A 23,552-nucleotide genomic window follows, 5' to 3' on the forward strand; every position below is an offset into this window, starting at 1 on the left:
TTATACTCGACTGCAGTAATTGCCAAAAAAACAAAACATGGCTCAACAGCTTGAATTTATCATCAGGGAATTGATCAGCAAAAACAGGGAAGGGAGTTTCTGGGACTTTAAATCTGAACCGCACGACAATAATGCTTCCCTCCTCCATGACATCCTTTGCCTGGCTAATTCGCTCCATAAAGGAGACAAATACCTTATCATCGGTATAGAGGAAAGTCAAGAAGGAACCTTGGTAAAAGGATTGGCCCAAAATCAGCCCAACAGGAAAAAGCAATCCAACTACATTGATTTCCTTAGAAGCAAAAGTTTTTCGGGAGGCATACGGCCTGAGATTGAACTACAGACACTCAAAATTGAAGGCAGCGAAATAGATGTACTGATAATTCTTGACCGGCCATTTAAGCCCTATACACTGACTGAGGATTACAAGGACAGAGGAATAACAGTCAAAGCCCATCATATCTATACCAGAATAAATGATACTAATACCCCGCTTAACGCCTCCGCAGACCTATGGATTGTGGAGAAAATGTGGCGGGAAAAGTTCGGAATTGATCTTAACTCGCTTGACAGGTTGAAGGCCTTGCTCAGGGAGCCTGGAAACTGGTCTATGGATATTGGCAATAGTAATCATTTTTACCACCTGATATATCCTGAATACTCCATCATCCTGAGCGAACCGGAAAGGTTTTATGAGCCCTATAGCTACTTCTACACCAATGAATCCTCATTTCTGGGAACAGCCAAATTCATGTACCATACCACACCTATTGCGGAATTGGAGTATATGTATTGCGATGAAATGCGGATCATGCTTCCTGTGCCAAAAACCGGCTACCTTGATTTAGAGATGGGAGACCAATGGTACTATCACTACATATTGGATTCCTTGAATGGGCAGTTTTTATATCTTTTGACGAAGGGTGAGCTTTCCCTGGAGTCGAGAGGAATGTCCGCACCCTTTATCATTTTCAAGGATGAGGCAGAAAAGCAGCATTTCGAAGTTTTTTTAACTGACAACCAACCCCTTCTAGAACAAACTGTTGTTGGATTTGCCGGAGAATTTGCCTCAAAAAACATCAAGAGGGTAGGGAAAGAATTTGGTGTTGACCCAGCTTTCGCGGATAAAGCATACCAGGTATTTATTAGGTGGAAAACAAAGCTAATGTAGGCACAAAAGTACTGGGAGAATGGGCAAAATTCTTATTTGCCATCGTTATGAAATTGATGGATAAGGTTAAACCTATAACTACCTGTTTTGACAATCAAGGCTCCCTTAAATTGAATTCAATTATTTTTGATCACAAATTTGAGTTATGATTTATATAATACCGACAAAAAGAGGCGTAGGCTGTGAGTTATGGGGCACTTATGAAGACCTGTTTAATTTATACGAAGTAATTGGTAAATTTTGGAACGATCAAAACCAGGCGAACATAAAAGGCCTGGAAAACAGGGATCAATTAATTAGTGGGTTCTCCTATGAGATCAGAAAAGCAAAAGATGGAAGTCGTTTAACCAGAACCCATAGCCATTTCTTCCATGAGTCTATTCCCTATTTTGGGGTTCAGATTTCCTGGGTTCATTTTCTCTTTTCGCTTACCGCCATTAAGTTCAATATGAGAATTTATGAAACCAATAAATTTGATGTATCCACCATTCTTCAATTAGAGTTTTGGCTTGAACGTGCCATGGTGAGCTTTGACCAAACAGGTGGAGAAAAACTTGCCGGTTATATTTCAGACGGAATTTATGCTGGCAATCCATATCTGTACCAGTTCATGAGAAGTATCAACCTGGATTTTTTCAAGCTTGGAGGAGGGAAAATCGCCTTCAGAAAACTCCCGCAATTGATGCAGAGAAGTGTATATCTGACTGAGGAGTATAATGAGTACCTCTCTTTTCTAACCGGAGAAGCCAAAAGATTGAATTGTAAAATTGATGACCTTGAATTAAGTGACGAGGAGTTTGACTATGAAGGTATTAAATGGTAAAAAACATAAGTCTGTCATTCGGTTGTTCCCCAAATCGTCTGTAAAGTTTGTGTAAAAAGCAATACGATACGCGTGATTCGTGAAAAATCAAATTAAGAAAACTAAAGATTATGGGCATTCATTACAAGCAAGCGAATATTCACTGGAATTACTTTTTAGCCATTGAAAAGGACTTTGAAACACTTAGTCGTTACATTGAATTTACAGAATCAAACAATCAAGTATTCTCGATTGAATTGGCAAGACTCCTGATGTCAGCTACCCAAGAAACTGACGTAGTGCTGAAACAAATATGTCAATTGGTAAACCCTAAGGGGAAAGCTGAAACCATAAATGACTACAAAGAAGTTATCATTAATCATATTCCAGAATTCATCGGAGAATCAATTCACATCCATAGGTTCGGCATGAGCAGTATGCCGTGGGAAAATTGGGGTGGTAAAAGTAATCCGGATTGGTGGCAAGCAAATAATAAAATCAAGCATCAACGGGTAACACACTTTGAACTTGCTAACCTGAAGAATACGTTCAATTCTATTGGTGGCCTTTTAATTTCTATTCTGTACTATTATAACCAAATTCTCCGCAATGACAGGGGGGAAAGATTATCATGGAAAGAAACAACTAACGTGCTCAAGCCAAGCACCGCTCTATTCAGACTTCAAAATGATTATTATCAAGAACCCGGAGAATGGACTTCAATAGAATGGTGATCGACACTTTAACCCTCCGCCCATTCCCTAAATCCTTTTGCCCGCTTTTGGCTGATGATAATCCTGTCAGCGTATCCGGGCTGCACTATCAATTGTAGTTTGCCATTTTCTATGGGTTCAAAATATTCACAAGCATGCCGGTTCACAATTACTTGTCGGTTTGCCCGAAAAAATTTCTTAGCCGGTAACAGGCTTTGTACCTGGTCCAGTGATTGGGCAACCAGGAATTGCTCTCCTTCCAAGGTTCTGACATAGTTGTCTCCTTCATGGTGGAAAAAGTAGGCGATGGATCCAATGGGAAGTAAAATATTCTTTCCCGCTTTATGAACCAAAAAATCTGATTTCTCAACGGTTTCCAGCCTACCAGATGTTTTTGATCTCTGGTACATGTAATGCATGATGTAAAGTAGATTGACTAATCCTAGTAAAATAACCACCACAGGAAAATCATACTGAAGATAAACTGTATCCAGGATAAAGATCCCGTGAATGCCAAAATAGACTGCCGCCAGCAAATAAGCGATGATGGAGGGTATTACCAGGCCAAAAAGGAATTGTAATAAGCTACGCCTGTAGAGGTTTTCCAACCAATCATAGTTGGCATCCAGTTTCCCATTGATATAATGAACAATGCTGAGCAGGATGAATGCAATTAAAAAACTCCCAGCCAAAGAGGTGTAGTATTCCGGGTCCAGTAGCAATTCAAAAATATGATACTGTTCTCCAAATGAAACCAGGAAATGAGCACCCACAAGGGAGGCAGCCATCCGAACAAGGAGAATTCTAGATGGGAACTGATATGTAACAACACGTTCGGAATCCATTGACGCGCACTTTTCAGGGTGTTATGTCTTTCGGTTTAACCTATCGGCAGATATTATCGTACAACTAACTTACGAATTTTCAATTCTAACTCCAACTACCCGTACTATGACGCAAGAACCTTTCACTTCCGCAGGTGTACAACAGAAAATTTCCGACCTGTATGCTTTGCCCGATAACCAATTAAACGATGAAGCAGCCTTGGTAAGAGCTGATTTCCCAACATGGCTCAAGGATAATTTTATCCTGAGCAATGCACAGGAAACTTACCTTGACAATATTGATGCCCAATTTATTGGGTCAGCCGCTTGTGATACTGCTACTGCAATGGAATTCAGGTTACCGATCACGCTGACAGAAACCGGCAGTACCTCAATAACTACCGCAAGGGCAAGTAAACTCATAAAAAAGAGAAAAAACATTACCATGGAATATTCAGAAACGGGAGGTGTGAGTGCCACCGGTTCATTGGATTTCGAAATAATTTACGCCAGTTGATTTGCGGCTTAGGCTGATTTTGTTTTAATTGACTCCCCTAATGACTGGAAGCCAGGCTGATAACGACACTTGGCGCCTTATCCTTGAGGGAAATGAAGACGCCTTTACTGAACTCTACCTGGAATTCAGCCCGGTTATCAAGCGTCTATTGGTTTCTTATCTCAAGTCCGAACCTCTTGCAGAAGATCTGAGCCAGGAGGTATTTCTGCAATTATGGGAAGAGCGGAACAAGCTCGGGCCTATTATCACGCCCAAAGCATGGCTGGTAACCTGCGCCCGTCATAAGGCATTTAATTTCCTGAAAAGATGCGCGGTGGACCAGGCTGCCAAATCCGAAATTCTCCGAAGCTATCCTGTCAGCCACACGAGGCCCGATGAGGATTTAACTTTAAAGGATTACTTCTTATACATTGAGGCAACTTTTCAGCGCATGCCTGAACAAACGAGGCGAATCTTTAAAAAATGCAGAGAGGAATATAAAACCTACGATGAGGTAGCTGCTGAATTGAACATAACCAGGGATGCGGTCAAAAAACACATGGTGAGGTCGATGAAAATACTGCGTGAAACTTTAGAAAGAGACCTGGGAATTACCTTGACCATTTACTGGGTGGTCGCAGTTTATTCCCCAACTATGCATTTCTAAGACTGTTTATGGTGAATTCCAATCGCCTGATCAGGTCATCATAGGTAAGAATATCGATCAGGTTTTTGTATTTCCTCCTGACGACCTCGAAATCAAGTTTTTGTTCAACATTGAGATCGTTGTCCCTTCCCATTATAATCATACCTGCCGGATTAGTGATTTTCAAAGAAAACCCTACCGGAAGTTCTTTTTTATATTTTTCTGTCAGTTCCTTTTCCCCCTTGTATGCCCAACGGTTTAAATGGTAGAGATATTTTTCTACCTGCATGATCGTCCCGGAAAGTTCCTTCTGCGGGATATAATTATTTCGGTATTCTCTATTAGATAGTATGGGAATATCATGAGGTTTCTTGATCTCAAGAATATCAATATTTCCGCCTGCGTCAACAAGCAGGAAATCAACCCTCCTATTCACGTCCGTCCGGATCGGTCCTTCAGTAAATGAAAAAATATACTTTGGGAAGAGCAAAAGGATAATCTGCAGAATTTCTTTTTGCCACTGGTTTTCTGAGTAACCCCTTTCCGAAGCCAGCATTTGTTTTATCTTATCCAATATAGTTTGATACTTTTGGAGTTCCTGTTTTTTAAACATTTTTTGGAGATCGGAACCTTTCCCGGAAATCTTTTTATTCAGGTACCGCTCATACTTTTTTGTTGCGTCTTCGACATTCTCAAAATATTGCCGGAGTATAGATGTCAACCTGGACCTTGCGTACAACTTCTTCTCCCAGGTATTCGGGAAATTCCGGATGAGCAATAAAAAATCCTTCAAAGGCAAAGCATTGGGATGAAACCCTCCTATATACAGGTCCTCGGATAAGAATTTAAATATGGTATCGAATACTGAGATATTGTTATCCGCAACGAAGTACTTAACATCTAATTCCAATTCAGTTGAAATGAAAATGCTAAATTCTTCAACAAGTACCCCTTTTGTAATTTCGTAGTAATTACATCTATCTTCACCCAAAGAATATTCGACAACTGTTCCCAATACGAACTCAATCGTACCCTCATTCTCATTGAAAAGATCATCCTCGATGAATTCATCTTCGTCAGATTTACTATAAACATCTTCAGGCTTGAATTTAAAAGTGCGTTTAAGCAAAACATCTTCACCTTCTTCAATGCGTTCAATGGCCCATCTTTCGTTACCAGCACGATCTGGCGTATATGACAGGATCAATTTTGAATCAAGTGAATAGAATTTGATCATTTTCAGAAATTCATTAGAGTAGGTGAAAGTAAAGTGCCTGTTTAAAACTTAACACCTTTTTTTTAAAAAATTTCAGTCTCAGGGGTACCCTGTATGGTAGTCATAATTGTCTTCCAATAGAATCCCTGGGACATGAAAGACCGAATCAACAAAGACCTGCTGGTCAAAAGGTACATCGAAAACAAAGCCACTGAAGAAGAATTGGCCGTTTTCTTCCATATCCTGGAAAAAGGAGAACTGGATGAACAATTATCCGAACAAGTTCTTCTCAATGAAAGAGTTGCCCATCACCCCAAGCAGGTATCCGGTAAAACCGGCACCCGAAGGATGTACGGCCGGATATCTGCGGCAGCTTCCCTAGTACTTATTTTAGCACTTGGCTACCTATTCAGAACTGAATTGACAGAATTTGTTAATCCAGCCGATACTTTAACCCTACACACCTCACCAGGAGAGCGGAAACATATCCTGCTTGTGGATGGAACGGAAGTCTGGCTCAGTCCCGGAAGTACCCTGAGCTATCCTGATAGATTCCAGGGAAATTATCGCTCTGTAAATTTAACAGGCGAAGCCTTTTTTGATGTAAAATCAGATAAGGAGCATCCCTTTATTATTCTTTCCGATAATGTTGTGACGAAGGTACTCGGTACGGCCTTTAACATTACCGCATTCCCGGACGAAGAAAATATTACCGTGACACTGCTGGAAGGTTCCGTGGCATTGGAAGTGGGGGATAGCGGGAAAACAATTCCCTTAACGCCCAATCAAAAAGGCGTGTACTCAAAAGCGGCACAAACTTTACAAACACTTCCGGACCCCGAAGCACAAAAATTTCTCGACCGGAGGAAAGGTATATTTCAGTATGAGGGTGCCTTACTTTCGGAAATCAGCCATGACCTCATTCGTCAATATGGAGTACAGATATTTATTGATAAGCAGGTAGCGGACGTACGATTCAGAGGGAGATTGGACAGCAACCAGGAAATTGAAATTTTCCTGGACAAACTTGCCATGGTAACCAATACCAAATGGGAACAAAGTGGCAACCAATACATTATCAAACCCAATTAAGCACATGAATAAACCCAAATAGAACCTTCTTCATATGGTTAAATAGACTGTTTAGTTGATATCAGTCAACAGCTCATTAACTGTCAGGATACTGTCCTGGCAGTTTCTAAGGTGGGAAACAAGCAAGGATTTTCCCCCAGAAAAAGAAACTCCCTTACCACGGGCATGGCAAGGGAGTGACATTAAGCAGTATTTACCGTGGCGGTATTTCCAACCTAGAAATCAGCGATACCTCCACATCACTTAACGCAATAAAAGTATGAAAAAAAATCTACTCCCCCATGCAATAGGTGCATGGACCGGGACCGGGCATATCCCCAATGCGGGGCTACCCGAAGTACCCGGAAAGTATGAGCAACACACTTCGCTACAGCGAATAATGCAGTCGCTCATTTGGTTAATCCTCAGGTTTATGAGATGGTCAACCGTCATACTCGGAATTATCTGCTGTTCAGCAGCCACGTTGATGGCCATACCTTCCAACGGACAATCCCCCCTTGATAAAAAGGTAACGCTTTCCCTGGCAAAAGCCCCATTGGCCACAGCACTAAAGGAGCTTGAAACAAGCAGCGGAATTCCCCTGGTGTACGGAGGCGAGGTGTATTCAGGAAATTATGTCCTTAGTATATCAGCCCGGGATTGGCCTGTAAGAAAAGTACTTGATCATTTCTTTAAAGAATTACCCTTTAATTATAAAGAGTCTGACGGGGAGATCCTGGTCACTTATAGTCCTCAGCAGAAAATCCCGCTTGCTAAGCCAATACCTGAAGCCCCTGATATCAATGACTTTCAAACAGAGGTTTCAGGAACCGTGACAGACAGTCTTGGGCAGGCGTTAATTGGAGTTACTGTTCAAGTGAAAGGTAGTAGCTCAGGGACAGTTACAGATGCAGATGGTTATTTTATTCTGCGGGAAATCCCTGATAATTCAATACTTGTTTTTCGGATGGTAGGGTACCAAACCCAGGAGGTAGAAGTAGGAAATAGTACTCAATTGAAAATCACACTTAAGGAAAGCATCTCACAATTGCAGGGTGTAACTGTAAGTACCGGCTACGAGACAATTCCATTGGAAAGAGCGACAGGTTCATTCTCAATTGTAGATCAGGAATTGTTCAACAGGCGGGTTTCTCCTGATGTCCTCAGCAGGATTGAAGGGGTGACAAATGGTGTGCTGTTTAATCGAAGCAGTACAGGAGCCCCCAGCATTTCCATCAGGGGGAACAGTACTATTTATGGTAACGCATCACCGTTGATCATCCTGGACGGGTTTCCTTTTGACGGGAGGTTGGAAGATATTAATCCCAATGACATTGATCAGGTCACAGTATTAAAAGATGCCGCCGCCGCATCGCTTTGGGGAACAAGGTCAGGTAACGGCGTCATCGTCATCAATACCAGGAAAGGCAAACTACACCAACCTTTAAGAATTGAGATTAATAGTAATGTCACAGTTGGGGCGCGTCCGGATTTAAATTATAAACCCATGGTATCCTCATCAGCTTTTATCGAAATGGAGCGGGAGTTATTTCAAAGCAGTTTCTATCGTGGTGAAGAAACAAATACGTTCACCCGGCCGCCGCTTTCTCCTGTTGTAGAATTATTAATTGCTCAAAGAGATGGGCTAATAAGCGAGAGTGAGGTGAATACACAATTGAGCCAGTTCCAGGAAATTGATGTCCGGGAAGAGTTCGACAGGTACTTCCAGAGAAACAGTTTATCACAGCAATATGCTTTTAATGCGTCGGGGGGCAGTGCTGCCGTGCGTTACTACTTTTCAGCGGGATACGACCGGAACCTGTCAAACCTTGTTGGCAATCATTCGGAAAGGTTGACACTCAGCTCCCAAAATACCTTTTCCTTATTCAAGGGATTATCCCTGCAAACAGGACTGATGTATATTCAGAACAAAGGGGCGATTAATAACCCTGGTTACGGAATGCTCAATTCTTCTACCGGGACAAAGGGTTTATATCCATATGCGAGATTAGCCGATAATGACGGCCAGGCATTGCCTGTGGCATGGGGATACAGAACCCCTTTTACCGAAGAAGCGGAAAGCGCGGGTTTACTCGACTGGTCCTATTATCCTCTAGGTGATTTACAACAATCCAATAATAGGCAGAAAGCTGATTACATCAGGGTTAATACCGGGCTCAATTACCAGATTCTTCCCGGGCTGAAAATTATGGCCAGTTACCAAATGGAGAGTAGTGTTGACCGTAATACTGATCTCAGGAACCAACAGATGTATGAAACCAGGAACCTGATCAACAGGTTTACCCAAACCAATGAAGATGGCACATTGTCCAGGCCTGTTCCGGAAGGGGAAATATTGTCCACTTTTACAAACACCTTGATGGGACATACAAGCCGGGTTCAATTGGATTTTTATAAAAACATCAATCAGCGCCATGAAATAACGGCGTTAGGAGGTTTTGAAGTTAAGGAAACTCAAAGAAACGGAGATACATTCACTCTTTACGGTTACAATCCTTCCAGGCTGACCAGCCAGGCTGTTAACCATAATACTCTTTATAAGTTATACAATTCAACCATTTTTACCGACAATATTCCCAGTCTACGGACGATTACTGATCTCACTGACAGGTTCAGGTCTTATTACAGTAATGCTTCTTACACCTACCTTGGAAAATACACTTTCTCCGCCAGTGCCAGAATGGATGAATCCAATTTATTCGGGGTTGCAGCCAACCAGAGAAGGGTTCCGCTCTGGTCTTCGGGATTTAAATGGCTTATCACAGGAGAACCATTTCTGAATTCAGATGTAATAGATCAATTAGTATTGCGAAGCACCTACGGGATCAACGGCAATATTGACAAATCAGTAACCGCATATACAACAGCCAACAGCTCTATTGATTTTAGTACCTTATTGCCCACTTCCGATATCATTAATCCACCCAACCCCGATCTCAAATGGGAACGGATAGCGATCTTCAACATAGGAACTGATTTTAGTATTTTTAATGGTAGGATTTCAGGCAGCCTGGAATGGTACCAAAAAAAGGGTAGTGACCTGCTCGGGTTTATTGAAGCGGACCCAACCACCGGTGTATTGCGGTATAAGGGAAATGTGGCTTCAATCAAAGGAAATGGATGGGACGTCCAGGTGCAAACGGTGAACATCAATAAAAGCGTGCAATGGAATACCAGGCTCCTATTCAGTTACGTAAAAGACGAGGTAACGGATATCAATCTCGGCAGCATCCTCAGAGGCAATACTATCACACAGCAACAGGCGGCATTTGCCGGTTCTCCAATTAATATTATTCCTGTCCAGGGACGACCCGTGTACGGGATGTATAGTTATCAATTCGCGGGGCTTGACGCCGAAAACGGCAACCCGCTTGGCTACCTGGATGGTATGATAACGGATAATTACAGTGCACTCAGGAGCACAACGGACCTTTCCAACCTTATTTTCCACGGCAGCGCCAGGCCCACCTATTTCGGCTCTATCATGAATGATGTCAGTTGGAAACAATTCAGTCTATCTATGAATGTAATTTATAAGCTGGGATATTTCTTCCGAAAGGGTACAGTTGATTTCACAGCAATCAGCAGAAACTGGAATGGACATGTAGATTTTGAGCGTCGTTGGCTTCAACCCGGCGATGAAACGACCACTAATATACCTTCCCTTCCCATGTTGGCTAACACTGCCAGGAATGATTTTTACCAGTACACAGACATTACAGTTCTTAATGCCTCTCACGCCAGGTTACAAGACATTCGCATTAGCTATCGCTTCCCGTCTGGTTTAACCGCCGGAACCGGGCAAATGCCTGTGGAATTATACCTCTATATGAACAATGTCGGTATTATATGGAGGGCGAACCGGGAAAAGATTGACCCGGACTATGTGCCTGTAAACAATGCTACAGCATTACCATTACCACGCACTATCGCAGCAGGCTTTAGAATAGCTTTCTGATCAACTTAAACCTAATATCATGAAAACTCACAGAATCCTAATATACATGACGGTTATCATTCTGTTCTCCTGTTCCGGGGAATGGCTGGAGGAACGCCCCAACAAGGCATTGGTGGTACCTGAGGATATAGCAGATTATGAATTACTGCTAAACAATCCGAACAACTTTAATTTATTTCCTTCCTTCGGACAAATATCTTCTGACGATTATTACATACCGGACGAGGCTTTTTCTTCAGTGAGTAACCAATTTGAAAGAAATCTATATCTCTGGGTAAAAGAAGATGTATATGCCGGCAGGCCTTCAAATGACTGGTACGTGCTGTACAGAACGGTTTTTGTCGCCAATACAATTATTGGAGGTGTGGAAGAAAATTTCACAGAATCCGAGGCCGAAAACTGGAACCAGATAAAAGGTGCGGCCCATTTTCATAGGGCAAGGGCCTTTCTACAGGCCGCTGATTTATTTGCACCTCCATATAAGTCATCCGAAGCAGCAATTACTCCCGGCATTCCGCTCAGGCTTAATCCGGAAGTTAGCGAGGTTTCAAGCCGGGCAACTATGGAAAGGACATACGATCAGATTGGTGAAGACCTGGAAATTGCCATTGCTCTGCTACCAACAAGTGTTTCTATTAAAACCAGGCCTTCAAAAGCCGCAGCCTATGGATTGGCGGCCAGGTATTACCTGGTATTAGGGGATTATCATTCAGCCTTGGAAGCAGCGAACAATGCCCTGGAAGTTAATAGCACCTTACTGGATTACAACCTGATCAACAGTGGGGGAAACGCTCCTTTCACGAGATTTAATGATGAAGTCTATTTTGATGCTGCACTGGCCAACTATTCTATTTTATCCAGCTCATTTAGCCTGGTGGATACATCACTGTATCAATCTTATGAAGATGGCGATATCAGGAAAGAGGCTTTTTTCAGATTGGGCCCGATGGGCATGATGTTTAAAGGGACTTATAATGGCAATAGAGGGCCCGGAAGCTTGTTTGGTGGCATCACCACCGCTGAAATGTACCTGGTAAAAGCCGAATGTGAGATAAGGACCGGAAACCTTGAATCCGGAATAGCTGTACTAAACGCTTTGGTTGTCAACCGTTACCGGTATGAAGAATTCAAGCCTTTAAAAGCAGAAACCGTCAAAGATGCCATTCTGATGGTCATAGATCAAAGAAGAAAAGAGCTGGCGTTCCGAGGCCTTCGTTTCTCCGATTTACGCAGGTTCAACCAGGAGCCTGATTTTGCAGTATCCATTTTCAGGTATTTTGAAGATCAGGTATATGAATTACCCCCCAATGACTTCCGGTACACCTTACCTATCCCCGATGAAGTTATTTCAGCAACAGATATGGTTCAAAATCCAAGATAATCGTACTTATGAAAAAATACCTTTTATTACTTTGCCTGCCTTTGGTTATGGCAGGTATATTCAGAGATGATGTAAATGAGCGGGAGTATTTAAAACTTGCTAAAGAGCCTCAATTCGATTGTGTGGGGCGTATTGTAAGCTCAACAGGAAAAAGAGGTGGTTCCTGTACCCTGATAAAAGAAGATTATGTCTTGACAGCGGGGCATATTGCACTTTTCAAGGATGAAAAGGTCAGAAGCGGTGAAACCGAAATTTTCATAGAATTTAATGAAGAGAAATACGCCGTAGCTGAAATTTTTATACACCCTTACTTTCATATAGACTCCATCAGGACGGATTTAGCGGTACTCAGGCTTTGCCACCCCGTGAAAGGCATCGCCATTCCAAAATTAAATCAAAGTTTACAAGAAGTAGGAAACATCGGTTACGGGGTCGGGTTCGGAGCGTCCGGCCCTGCTAAACCAAGAGGGCTGGTTGAGTTTTATGATAAGAAAATCGCCGGAATGAACATGATTGATACCCTTAGCGAAAACAGGGACCCTGATACAGGAGCCTTTCTGGCATTCTGGACAGATTTTGACAGTCCCCATGATCCGGATTCTTGTAATATTATGGGAGACAAAGAGCCCTTACCTCTCGAATACACACCTACCGGAGGGGACAGCGGCGGAGGCATGTTTATTATTAAAAATGATGAGTACCTACTGGCGGGTGTTTGTAGTTCTTCAGGATATGACAAGCTCAGGGCTGAAGACAGGTACGGTACATCTGCGGGCTGGATGAGGGTATCCGTCTATTACGACTGGATACAAAGTATCATTAACCCGGGCGCTTAATGTACAAGTCTATACATGATGATCTTTGTTCTGGTGCAGGCCAGGAGCAGGTCGGAGTGGATCAATATTTTCCTGATCCTTTCACCTTTATCCTGCTTCAGATAAAAGCTACCTTTGTATTGACCTGTAGTCAGGGCATAGGTGTCAATTGGGAGCATTCCTGAACCGGATGCCAGGCTGTCGTTAGAAGCATAAATATTGGAACCGATATATAGTGTCCCTTTAAAAGCTGTAGTCATGGAAGTTACTCTTTCCGGCACTCCTTCATAGGTATATGCGCTTCCTGTTTTAGTGACCCGGGCGCCTATACCTTCCCTTTGGTCAATTGTCTTGGCTGCATATTTTAATTTCAGGTTAGTATCCAGGGAAAGAAACCCATTTTGATAAAGAAAGGCATAAGTTATGGTCGAGGTATAAGGGTCATAGGAAAATACGCCATCCTGTAATAAGCCGGCATCCTGGTAATCATCGTGAAAACTGTATTCCTGAAGGGCGGCTCCGTCCTTCAGGTTAATTTTCTGTAGTGTTTGGGTTTTACCCGCCCCGCTGATCCCCCGGGCAATCAAAATGTCATTTTTGAGTAACAGGGTACGAGAAATGGCATTAGGTAAAGTTACCTCATGGCAAATTGGCTCATTGTTAATAAGGACATGGTTAAAGTCGTTATGGGCCTTAGTCGCGATGAAGAACATTTCACCCTCGAGGTAATGTGAATGGAATTTATTGGTACTGAAATATGGATTCACTGTTGCGCAATCAATTATCTCTATCGAATCTCCTTGAAAGGGAGCTTTTATGAATTTACCCGGTTTCGATGTCCTGAGGTATATCCCCGTGCTGTCACACCCAGAAATATCAAAAATATCCTCAGTTACATCATGTTGAAACAACAACTCAGGGTAGGCCTTTGCAGGATACCTGGTAAAAGCTTCAACGGGCTCAGCACTCAATTTCATTTTCAGCAGGAAATAAAAGATGAGAAAGAACAACAGGCAACCTATTGTAGCAATTGCAAATAATTTTGTGGATCTGGTCATAAAAAAATAATAGCGGTGCTTCGGATTTCCGAAGCACCGCAGTGAAAAAAATAATTAAGGACGCAGGTCCCCTTGTTGGTAGTCCACAACCTGTCCACCTACTATAACCGCACAGCAGATTTCGTCAGGATTGAAGTCGCATAATGTTTGACTGGTACAAGGATCTGTAGGTCCTGCAACCACAGGGCTGGTTGCCACAGCAGTTCCGATACCCATTAGCAATGCGAATACCATCAAAGAAAAACGGGATTTTAAAGCAGTCTTTTTCATACTTAAAAGTTTAGAATGTTTGAAAATAAATACTACCCTTGGTTTCTATTTTAAAACTTCAGAGCGGTTAAACCATGCCTGCTTATATTTTCAGTCAGAAGATGGCAGGAAGTTCATCAGTGACTGGTTTTCATCTTTTAGAAGGATCGCGTAGTTACTGGGCAGCACCCGCCCTGGGTTACTCTTCCATTAAGATGAAATATGTTTTTATAGTGCTAAGCACTTCTATTCCTTTTTCCTGTTTAAAAAAAATTCTTTGTTAATAAGTGTCATTCGGATACCCCAAACGGACAAGCCTATAAAGAAGAGGTTAAATATTATATGGCTGTCCCAGGATAACCCTTCCAGTATCCCTCCACAACTACAAGGAACATAACTGCTATGCCGGGTGATTACAAATAAGTATATAGTGAAAGCAGACATCAGGAGAAATGAGCCGATTAAACCCATCAACCTGAATACCGGAACCGTGAGTAAAACAGCCAGGATAATTTCCACGCCAGGAACCAAAACTGCAAGTAAAGCTGCATTGTCTCCAAGTACAGGGGATTTTGTCAACTGGACGCTGAAAACCTCGAAGTCGAGTAATTTGCTCACAGCGGCATAGATCCAAAGAAGGATATACAAGGCTACGATTACTTCAATTATTCTATTACGGACAGGCATACAATTTTTTTAAGTTGCTATTGCAAATCTAAATCCAGCCTTTTCCAGCCCGTATTGCCATTCCTCTCAAAATCAGATGGCCATTCCTGTATTTTTCATGTGTCCATTTTTAGCAATTAAACGACTTCCTGAATTCAGTTGGTGTTGAACCAGTATGCTTTTTGAAGACCTTTAAAAAACCGGATAAGTCCTCAAACCCCAATGCCAAGGCTATAGTGCCAATCCTGGAATTTGATTTCAACAAATACTCCTTTGCTATTTCCACCCGCTTATGCTGAATAAATTGATAAGGGCTCATACCCAATTGCTGTTTAAATAGGCGGTGTACTTCACTTTTACTTTTATGACAGTACCTCGCCAGTAATTCAATGTTCAACGGCTGGTCAATATGGCTTACTATGAACTTTACAAGTATGGAAATATCGTCTTTGATTTCATGATGTTTCCGAAGGTATCTTAACAGAAGCCTTCCGGCAATATGGCTGAAGTGCCTTTGAGAAGCCGCTGTATCTTTTTCAGACCAAAGTAATTCCATCAGGTCCGCCCGGTCATCCTGTGTTATTTGGCCTGCTATGTAAAGTGATATTTGAGATTTTTTTGGAACAATACTAGCCAGCAATTGCTTTAATCTCAGTTTGTTCCCGATGATTGTTTTGAGGTAGTCAGGATCAAAGTTAAGGTGTATGTTATGATAGGTTCCGGGGATAAATGAAACCGGATGTCTCAACCGGGAAATATAAAAAAGCCTGTAATTCCCTTCTTCCACAGGATCTCCACGAAACCCCGGGATTTTGCCGGATGGGTTGCCTTTAATCATAAAATTCAGTAGGATAGTTGGTCGTAAATTTTCCAATATCAGATTGCAGGCTTCATGGATAAAAAAATGATGCTGCCATACCACGATATCCTTTTCCCCGATATACTGGGACAGTATCCACCCAAACTTCCCTTTAGTTATATAGGCCTTGGCCGAAGGCAGTAGCAGGTACCTGCTTTCCTGGGGCAGGTCCATATGCTTCGCCTCAAACACTTCACCAGGTGAACCAATATAAAATAGCATAGTGTGGATGTTTACGTCATTGGACTTTTCAGTTTTTTAGTGGGTTGTATATTCAATTCCCGGGTATTGAATAAGATTTCGCACCCCTCACCCATATGGGTAATTATCTGAAGTTCGCCTTTCAGGGAATTGGCCCTGCTCATCATATTTTTAAGCCCGTTTCGCTCCAAGGCTAAAGCTTCATTGAGTTCAAACCCTTTTCCATTATCTCGAATGATTAATGTAAACTCCACTAACGACACATGAAGACTGATATCAATCCGTTTGGCTGAAGCATGTTTTAATATATTATGCACTGCTTCCTGGGCAATCCGGTATACGACTAATTCCTTATTGGGGTCCGCAGGCTTGCCGCTTCCCGTAATATCCAGGTTCACTTCGATCTCTCCCGAGTTCCGAATATGCTCGATATCCTCCTGGATCTTAAAGTATAAGCCATGCCTCTTGATATACTCACTGTTCAGGGAGTTACTGATATTATGGGTATAGAACAGGACTTTTTCAGAAAGCTGGCCTGCGGAGAAGAGCAGTTGTTCCCGTTCTACTTCATTGGTTACTTTCCTGGCCCTTTGAATCGTCATATTCAACAGGTAAGTCAATTGACCGATATTATCATGGACTTCTTTTGCAATCTGGCTCATAGTACGTTCTCCTTCCTCCAGGTTGGCCGCTAATAATTGCTCTCGCTCCAGGTAATAGTTGTTTAGCCTTTTTCGGGCAGCAACAACAATTCCTATAGCCATCATGACGAATGCCGTAAAGAGGATACTTAAACCTACGGCAAGTGCTAATATTCCTTTACTTTCCATAAGTTGGGTTTAACCGGTTATAAAAAATAAATACCAATGTGAAGCCGAGGTTGGCCAGCACCCCACATATCCATATATATACCGCCAGCAAATACACGCTTCCGCTTAATAGGTCTGCTAAAAAATCATAAAGGGAAAAATTGACTAAAGTCAGGCTGTTAAACAGTACCAGGATCAGCACCAGCCAGAAATGTACTGATCTGTAGGTGTTGACGTAGCCTTCTTTCAGCAATAGCTCTGTGTATAGGAGAATACCTAACAATAACACCAGCACTGCCTGGTAAGTAAGATAGAAGGTGTTGGTTTTCCCCAGTGGTTCGAAATAAAGTGCATTCACTATGCCGAGTATGATGCTGGCTACTGCCAGGTAAATACCCAGGTGTATTTTCCTGAAGCAGTAAATACTAAAATTAAAGTACAGGCAAATCAAGGCCATTTGCAGCCAACCTGATACATTGTAAATAGCCAGATTGTTTTGATAGCGAATGGCCGAAAAAGTTGCCACGCATTCCACAGCAAACACAAACCCCAGCAGAACAGAAAATATTCTGCTGGGTAAATCCAGAGTCTTCCACCTGAGAAGGCTTATCCCAAAAGGCAACAATGAAAACAACAAGACAAAAACGATACCTGCATAATACATAAAAGCTTCAGTTGGTCTAATTAGTTGGAAAAGTAGGTGAACCCGCAGCACCCGGCGGGCAAATCGGGGGACAAAAAGTGGCCTTATTTAAAGCAGTGCTACCTGGATAAAGAATGTAATCCCCATCCTCATCATACCCAGCTATGATGATGGTCAATGCACCGGTCTGATACCCGGCATTTACCCCCTGGTTTCCACTATTGATAAAATCCAATGAATGCGCGAACATCAGTTTAACATGGGTGATATCCCCGCTACTTGCCATATCATTGAGGTAGTACCGCAATGGTTCGGCATCAAAAATCAGGGATTGGATCTTGGTTGTATCGGTGCTGGCATTGATGCTTGTGAGGTAACTGTTGATCATTTTATTCGCCGAATCCAATGGGATGGCTGACTCTGTCGGAAATGCAGATTGTAAATTACCTGACGCATTGCTCCCGGTAGAGGAATCACTTTGAGCAGGTTCGCAAGCCATCAGAAAAATGGTAACACCTAAAAAAATCTTGTACTTGTTCATATATACTTCAGTTTTTGGTTTTAATGATTGGTACAAAGTCGTCCCGGTCTATATGAATATCCAGGCAATAGATGCCTGTTTGAACGGCATACATGACCAGGCCGGGCCTGCTTTTTAAGTTGAGTTTATTACATACCCGTTCACGGTAGCTTTCTACTGTTTTATAGGTGGTTTCCATTTGCTCTGCTATTTCGTTATAGCTTAGTTCGGAACAACAAAGGCGGATAAATTCCAATTCTCTTGGGGATAGGTTTTGTGATTTCAGCGATTTGGAATGTGCAAGGTGAAATACCGCACTGTCCGCCCATTCTGAATAGTAATAGCCGTCCTGGTAAATGGCATACAATGCGGTTTTGATCTCCTCGATTTCACAGGTTTTCTTCAAAAACCCATTGGCTCCTGCCAGGATCATCCGGATAATATAATTAGTGTAGTTGTAGGTACTAAGAGCCAGCACTTTGATTTCAGGCCACTTTCGTTTCAATTGCCCGGTCAGGGTAAACCCATCCATAGAAGGCATTGCGATATCGACAATACAGATATCCGCTTGCTGCTCCGCTTTCGCTAATTCTTCTAAGAGTTCTTTCCCATCCCCGGCTGAGGTCACCACCTTAAATCCACCCAGGCTTTCTAAAAGTGAAATAGTTCCTCTCCTCGTAACCGCATGATCATCGGCTAAAGCAATTTTTATTACTTGAGTTTCTGTCATTGTGTAAAAGTAAATCACCCGAACTAAGCAAAGTAGGGGTAAATCACCCACAAAAATTTGTGGGTGATTTACCCCTACTTTTTTTGAAAAAATTTACAGGTCAGGGATTTGGCAAAAAATCAACCCGAAAAAAAGCAGGATGACATTAATAGTAATATTTTTACTATAGCATCCTTCCTATCCCGGAGGTGTTCCTGGTAATTCGCTGCCGCTATACACTACCTCAAGTTGAGTTTTTATACTTCACCCTGAAAAATCCATACCCTGTCGTTTCCTGCTGGCTGGCATAAGGTAAGTTCTACTATGCGCTGATAAATTTGACCATGCCAAACATCAGGCATTTACTCACCAAAACCATGTGTGATGAAAGAGTTTGCGGAAAGGTTACTAGATGAAATGCACAGGGAGTTAAGCCAGTTAGCGCTTAACACCACTCATGAGCTTCAAAGGACTGAACAGTCCTTCCAGATTGCCGAATCAGCGATGCAGCAATTGAAAGCTTACATGAAAGACTTTGAATTTCAGAGCGTCCAGGAGGAAATCCTGTTCTTCAAGGAAATCAAACCACAGTTTCAGCGGGAATTGATTTACTACTGCGAGCTGATGTATATAGATGCCAACAAGCCGGTTGGCTCCAAAAAATGCATGATCAAATACTATCACCAGGTAATGGAGCAGATCCAGGCTTTCTTCGGAAGAAACCACTTGTTGTATACTTACTACCGCATGGGACGTTCGGACCAGGACGAACTTTTATATGTCCGGGAAACAGACTGTGTCCCTTTGATCCCGGATTATTCCCTGGATTTTGACAGCAGCTTCACTACTATCAACAGCAGTAAACTTGGTAAGATTATGGCCTTTGAACGGGTATGCGAATACCTAACCCAAACTATCCAGGCACTTGAATACGGAGTCCCTGTCATTCCAGAACAAAAATCTAAGCACCTTTGGACGGAATCCAAGGCCGCCCTGATTGAACTCGCCTATGCTTTACATTCCAGGGGAGCAGTAAATAATGGTAAATGTGACGTGAAAGCGATTATCAATTCACTGGAGCAGCTGTTCAATGTCGAAGTCGGGAATTTCTACCGTACCTTCCAGAGTATGCGTATCCGCAAAAAGAACAGGACCTCTTTTTTGGACAATCTGAAGTTAAGCCTGGAAAAACGTATGGATGAGACGGATTTGGAGTATTGAAACAGGGAGATTGCTTATCTTTAGTTGATGAAATACTTCATACTTACATATACCACTGTTGAGGATTACATAGAACGAAGAATGCCTTTCAGGGATGTTCACCTGGGTCTTGCTGCTGAATTTCAGCAAATGGGGGTGTTGATCATGGCCGGGGCTCTTAACCCTGCGGATAAAGCGGTTTTGGTTTTCCAATGTGACGATGAGTCGCTGGTAGAAGAATTTGTTTCAAGAGACCCCTATGTTAAAAACGGGTTGATTACCACTTGGGAAATCAGGGAGTAGAAGGTGGTTGTGGGAGGATAAAAAAGTATTTTATACAATATTGAACAAATTTTAATTATCCGATACATTCACTTCTCTCTTGCTTAATCTTATCAAATGTTGATTGAACAGCGAAGGTGTTACCGTTTGGTGAGTTTTATTCACAAGTCAAACCGAAGTTGGGAAAGATTTTTTCTTAAATGGGCTCTTTTTCAAATAATCCCCATGTTTTCCATAATGCTCCATAAGCGCACACTTGAGGATCGTTCCACCTTTTCCATGGTGCGGAATTACACCTTTGATCCACATTGACATTGGTCATGCAATAATGCTTCAAATCACACTTCTTTGTTCCGTATTCAAACAGGTTGAATATTTCCATAATTGCAGCAAGCCTGTCAGGTTGAATGTTTTCTTGAGCAATAGTTTGTGGAGGGTGAAACCAAGCATCACCATTGATATTCATCATTAAGGGTGTACCTAATTTGCTGAATACCTCAATGAACTTGGCTGAAGGCATAGTGGCTTGGCGAAACATCTCTAAAAACAAACCAGAGCTCTTCAGCCTTATTGATTCACCTTGTGATAAAATCTCATCTACCCAATTTTTTTCCGCCAAGTACGCATCAGTAGTAAAGTAGCCACCTAATAGTTCTTTTGCTTTTTTAGTCTGAGACTTAAAAATCTCAAACAGTGACTTTGAATCAGCCGATACATTGCGTAGAACAAAATCATATACATCATTGGCATTTTCAGGCAAGTATTTTTGTGTCTTCATGATTTCGAGTATTGAAACAAAAGTTTCTCCGGAATGCATTGACATTAGAGATGCTTCACATAAAGCCAGTACGTTTTCCAAATTAGAGGCAAACTGAGGGTGAATGTGTGAAGCAACATATTCTGCTGCTTTATATGGCCATGATGGGTGATTGGTTACTCCAAAAAACTTTTCTTGCAAAATGTGAGCAATATTCTCCAAGATGCAAATCCCACCAAATTGGAAGGTTTCGTTTGAACCGTTTAAGGTAAGATTTACTCTAATTTCCTTAGCATACTTCGAGAATGGGTCGGGAAGAAAAATATTAGAATCATGAATGGCCACAGAAAGAATATTAAAGTCCTTAACGCCAACTCTCAAATTCCCAGTTCCAAGGTATAGATTCTGTAGTTCGGCATTCAACTTTGAGTTAGCTCCACTTTGATCGATCAAAGGGATTTTTACGTTGATAAATTGATCTGTGGAAGTTCTAAATTGCTCATTATAGTACCTAAGGCGATTGGCAATAATCGAAGCATTTGTAACACCGAAGGTGGTGGTTAAATCCTGGAGAAAATGAATGTATTCATGGAAAAACGTAGATAAATGAGCCTTGCTAAGCCTATTGAGATCAGACAAATCACAATCAGCGTTCACTGTCAGTTTTAAAAAAGAGGGATTGTAGTAGCCTCTTGTCGTTTCGAGCTTATTATCCATCTCTTAATATAATGAATTGATTGTGTTATTTCTCATCAGCTTCATCCATTCTACGGATAAGGCTTTCATGAAGTGAATCGAGGAATTTTGTCCTTCCTGTCCTGACTTGTCCACCTTAGTGCGGAATGCTCAGGTTTTGTAAAATTGCAGTTGTGGTTTTCGTAAGTTTCCCTTTAATAATAATTTCTTTTTGAGTTAAGGAATTGATCATTCTTGCATCCGTAACCCGTTTAGATTCCGTGACAAATTTCTTAATTGATATTCCGGTTTTAAGTTCAATATGTTTTGATATCACTAGAGCCATAAAGCATATGAGCAAATGAAGCCTTATTGGTTCATCTTTGAAGTGGAATATTGGTCTAGTTTCTAAATCAGATTTGGCAATCCTAAAAGCCTGTTCTATTTTATAAAGATCATGGTATCTTTTGATTACTTCGTTTGTGGAAAGGGTAGCTTCATCAAGGTCTGTGTAGTAGCCCTTTAAGCCTAATAGTTTTGATGTTTTTGTGATTAACTCCGCATTGAGCGTTAATTGTTCCTGGTGTGTTTTTACAAACTTGGCTTTCTTATTTTTTGCTGGTTGGTCAACGATAGCTTTTGCTTTCAATAGTTGCTTTTCCATTTCATAGTTATCTTTCCGATACCTAACCGTAGAAAAACCGCAGATTAAGTACCCTTTATCGGTGTTTATTCTCACAGTTTTTCCATCTTCTCGGATAATCTTAGAATCCAACAACTCGAAGCTTTCTTTACCCAGATTTCCCAGTCTAGCGCCAACGATATAGTGAATATTCTCTTTGCGTAACTGTTCAATATTATCGGTACTTATCATCGCTGCATCAGCAACAACAGTTAGGTTTTTTACCTCATGAAGTTTCATAAAAGATTTAATTGTGGGGATAATCGTGTGCCCCTCAAAGGTGTTTCCCGGGTAAATATCGAAAGCAATGGGAAAACCATCTTTGTTTACCATCAGCCCCACCAATATCTGTGGCTGCTGTGCTTTGTTGTCTTTTGAAAATCCAGTCTTTCGCAATTCATCCCCTTCAAAAGTTTCAAAGTACAAGGTCGTTACATCATAAAACATAAGGGTAGAATCTAAACTATATACCTTTTGGGCAAAGGATAATACTGTGCGCTGCACCTGCTCCTTTAATTCAAGCCACTTTGGGGCTTCATTGTAGTAATTTTGCCGTCTGTGATTAATGCCAAAATAGGACTTTAAAAGCTCAATAGAGCGGAGTTTTGAAGCTGGCTCTAATATCCTTATCGTTACTAAATCTTGCAACAAACTATTGCACACTTTACTAAAGCCAATTTGTTCTATCAACGTTTGAATGGTCGTGTAAAAAAAACCATAATAGAAGCCAATACATTCGGTATGCTCTATAAATAGCAGCATGTTCGGATTATCGCTTGGGAAAACAGAGAGTTGCTGCGTGTAGTCCTTAATAAATTGGTTAGCCTGTAACTTTAACAGCTGTATCTCTGCATCATCTTTCCCAGAACCGATATGCTTGAGCACCTTTCGTTTGTAGTCCTTGTATAAAATGACTTGAACAGCTCTCTTACCTGAGGAAGTCTTTACTTTCCTAATTTTTAGCATAAAAAAATCTTAGTGCGGAATATTCGGCACTAAGATAGACTTATTTGATTGATATAGAACACTTTATGGTTTTCAAAAAAAATAGGTGGACAAGTCAGGAAAAAGAGGGATTGTAGTAGCCTCTTGTCGTTTCGAGCTTATTATCCATCTCTTAATATAATG

General features: G+C 41.6%; 23 protein-coding genes. 11 read left to right on the forward strand and 12 right to left on the reverse strand.

All coding sequences use genetic code 11. The features are described from left to right. The first annotated feature begins 37 nt into the window (after nt 1–37). The 3 genes from FL972_RS04815 to FL972_RS04825 all read left to right on the forward strand — a co-directional run bounded on the left by FL972_RS04815 (nt 38) and on the right by FL972_RS04825 (nt 2,707). Nucleotides 38–1,171, forward strand: a complete 1,134-nt coding sequence (locus FL972_RS04815; RefSeq protein ID WP_144603955.1) for an ATP-binding protein — start codon at nt 38–40, stop codon at nt 1,169–1,171. Between the two features lie 145 nt (nt 1,172–1,316). Continuing rightward, complete coding sequence (locus FL972_RS04820; protein WP_144603956.1) at nt 1,317–1,994, forward strand: DUF6904 family protein; 678 nt, start codon at nt 1,317–1,319, stop codon at nt 1,992–1,994. A gap of 110 nt (nt 1,995–2,104) precedes the next feature. Then, nucleotides 2,105–2,707: a hypothetical protein gene (locus tag FL972_RS04825; RefSeq protein ID WP_144603957.1), complete on the forward strand. Its 603-nt coding sequence runs from the start codon at nt 2,105–2,107 to the stop codon at nt 2,705–2,707. 8 nt (nt 2,708–2,715) lie between these two features. Here FL972_RS04825 and FL972_RS04830 read toward each other — a convergent pair whose 3' ends face one another. Next, nucleotides 2,716–3,531 (reverse strand): LytR/AlgR family response regulator transcription factor, encoded by an 816-nt coding sequence (locus tag FL972_RS04830; protein WP_144603958.1) that lies wholly within the window; start codon nt 3,529–3,531, stop codon nt 2,716–2,718. Between the two features lie 106 nt (nt 3,532–3,637). On the opposite strand from FL972_RS04830, the gene FL972_RS04835 reads away from it, so the two are divergent. Both FL972_RS04835 and FL972_RS04840 read left to right on the forward strand, forming a co-directional pair. Then, complete coding sequence (locus FL972_RS04835; protein WP_144603959.1) at nt 3,638–4,027, forward strand: hypothetical protein; 390 nt, start codon at nt 3,638–3,640, stop codon at nt 4,025–4,027. Nucleotides 4,028–4,067: 40 nt separating this feature from the next. Then, on the forward strand, nt 4,068–4,673 hold the full coding sequence (locus tag FL972_RS04840; RefSeq protein WP_144603960.1) for an RNA polymerase sigma-70 factor: 606 nt from the start codon (nt 4,068–4,070) through the stop codon (nt 4,671–4,673). On the opposite strand, the gene FL972_RS04845 is transcribed toward FL972_RS04840, so the two are convergent. After that, entirely contained in the window at nt 4,660–5,889 is a 1,230-nt protein-coding gene (locus FL972_RS04845) for a Shedu immune nuclease family protein (protein WP_144603961.1), read from the reverse strand. The two genes, FL972_RS04840 and FL972_RS04845, sit on opposite strands and share 14 nt — an antisense overlap. Nucleotides 5,890–6,021: 132 nt before the next feature. Here FL972_RS04845 and FL972_RS04850 point away from each other — a divergent pair, with 132 nt between their 5' ends. The 4 genes from FL972_RS04850 (at nt 6,022) to FL972_RS04865 (ending at nt 13,135) form a co-directional block, all read left to right on the forward strand. Next, nucleotides 6,022–6,960 (forward strand): FecR family protein, encoded by a 939-nt coding sequence (locus tag FL972_RS04850; RefSeq protein WP_144603962.1) that lies wholly within the window; start codon nt 6,022–6,024, stop codon nt 6,958–6,960. Nucleotides 6,961–7,219: 259 nt separating this feature from the next. Further along, nucleotides 7,220–10,918: a SusC/RagA family TonB-linked outer membrane protein gene (locus FL972_RS04855; RefSeq protein WP_144603963.1), complete on the forward strand. Its 3,699-nt coding sequence runs from the start codon at nt 7,220–7,222 to the stop codon at nt 10,916–10,918. Between the two features lie 19 nt (nt 10,919–10,937). Next, on the forward strand, nt 10,938–12,299 hold the full coding sequence (locus FL972_RS04860; protein WP_144603964.1) for a RagB/SusD family nutrient uptake outer membrane protein: 1,362 nt from the start codon (nt 10,938–10,940) through the stop codon (nt 12,297–12,299). A gap of 8 nt (nt 12,300–12,307) precedes the next feature. Beyond that, nucleotides 12,308–13,135, forward strand: a complete 828-nt coding sequence (locus FL972_RS04865; protein ID WP_144603965.1) for a trypsin-like serine protease — start codon at nt 12,308–12,310, stop codon at nt 13,133–13,135. Here FL972_RS04865 and FL972_RS04870 read toward each other — a convergent pair. The 8 genes from FL972_RS04870 to FL972_RS04905 form a co-directional block, all read right to left on the reverse strand. Then, complete coding sequence (locus FL972_RS04870) at nt 13,132–14,091, reverse strand: hypothetical protein (protein ID WP_144603966.1); 960 nt, start codon at nt 14,089–14,091, stop codon at nt 13,132–13,134. The genes FL972_RS04865 and FL972_RS04870 overlap by 4 nt on opposite strands. Nucleotides 14,092–14,226: 135 nt before the next feature. Next, the gene (locus tag FL972_RS04875; protein ID WP_144603967.1) at nt 14,227–14,442 is read right to left on the reverse strand and encodes a hypothetical protein; all 216 of its coding nucleotides are present in this window, start codon (nt 14,440–14,442) and stop codon (nt 14,227–14,229) included. Between the two features lie 225 nt (nt 14,443–14,667). Beyond that, nucleotides 14,668–15,108, reverse strand: a complete 441-nt coding sequence (locus FL972_RS04880; RefSeq protein WP_144603968.1) for a MauE/DoxX family redox-associated membrane protein — start codon at nt 15,106–15,108, stop codon at nt 14,668–14,670. Nucleotides 15,109–15,217: 109 nt separating this feature from the next. After that, the gene (locus FL972_RS04885; protein WP_144603969.1) at nt 15,218–16,168 is read right to left on the reverse strand and encodes a helix-turn-helix domain-containing protein; all 951 of its coding nucleotides are present in this window, start codon (nt 16,166–16,168) and stop codon (nt 15,218–15,220) included. Between the two features lie 11 nt (nt 16,169–16,179). Further along, the gene (locus FL972_RS04890; RefSeq protein WP_144603970.1) at nt 16,180–16,977 is read right to left on the reverse strand and encodes a sensor histidine kinase; all 798 of its coding nucleotides are present in this window, start codon (nt 16,975–16,977) and stop codon (nt 16,180–16,182) included. Then, nucleotides 16,967–17,620: a hypothetical protein gene (locus tag FL972_RS04895; protein ID WP_144603971.1), complete on the reverse strand. Its 654-nt coding sequence runs from the start codon at nt 17,618–17,620 to the stop codon at nt 16,967–16,969. The genes FL972_RS04890 and FL972_RS04895 overlap by 11 nt, the downstream gene beginning before the upstream one ends. Nucleotides 17,621–17,636: 16 nt before the next feature. Next, complete coding sequence (locus tag FL972_RS04900) at nt 17,637–18,140, reverse strand: hypothetical protein (protein ID WP_144603972.1); 504 nt, start codon at nt 18,138–18,140, stop codon at nt 17,637–17,639. Between the two features lie 7 nt (nt 18,141–18,147). Continuing rightward, nucleotides 18,148–18,849, reverse strand: a complete 702-nt coding sequence (locus tag FL972_RS04905) for a response regulator transcription factor (RefSeq protein WP_144603973.1) — start codon at nt 18,847–18,849, stop codon at nt 18,148–18,150. A 363-nt stretch (nt 18,850–19,212) separates the two neighbouring features. Here FL972_RS04905 and FL972_RS04910 point away from each other — a divergent pair, with 363 nt between their 5' ends. Further along, a complete protein-coding gene (locus FL972_RS04910; protein WP_144603974.1) occupies nt 19,213–20,049 on the forward strand; it encodes an RteC domain-containing protein in 837 nt (278 codons plus the stop codon). Between the two features lie 27 nt (nt 20,050–20,076). After that, complete coding sequence (locus tag FL972_RS04915) at nt 20,077–20,331, forward strand: YciI family protein (RefSeq protein WP_144603975.1); 255 nt, start codon at nt 20,077–20,079, stop codon at nt 20,329–20,331. A gap of 175 nt (nt 20,332–20,506) precedes the next feature. On the opposite strand, the gene FL972_RS04920 is transcribed toward FL972_RS04915, so the two are convergent. Continuing rightward, the gene (locus tag FL972_RS04920; RefSeq protein WP_144603976.1) at nt 20,507–21,784 is read right to left on the reverse strand and encodes a hypothetical protein; all 1,278 of its coding nucleotides are present in this window, start codon (nt 21,782–21,784) and stop codon (nt 20,507–20,509) included. Between the two features lie 115 nt (nt 21,785–21,899). Then, a complete protein-coding gene (locus tag FL972_RS04925; RefSeq protein WP_222116004.1) occupies nt 21,900–23,309 on the reverse strand; it encodes an IS1634 family transposase in 1,410 nt (469 codons plus the stop codon). Between the last annotated feature and the right edge of the window lie 243 nt (nt 23,310–23,552).

Origin of the sequence: Algoriphagus algorifonticola (assembly GCF_007655305.1) — a bacterium.
In the GTDB taxonomy this organism is placed as follows: domain Bacteria; phylum Bacteroidota; class Bacteroidia; order Cytophagales; family Cyclobacteriaceae; genus Algoriphagus; species Algoriphagus algorifonticola.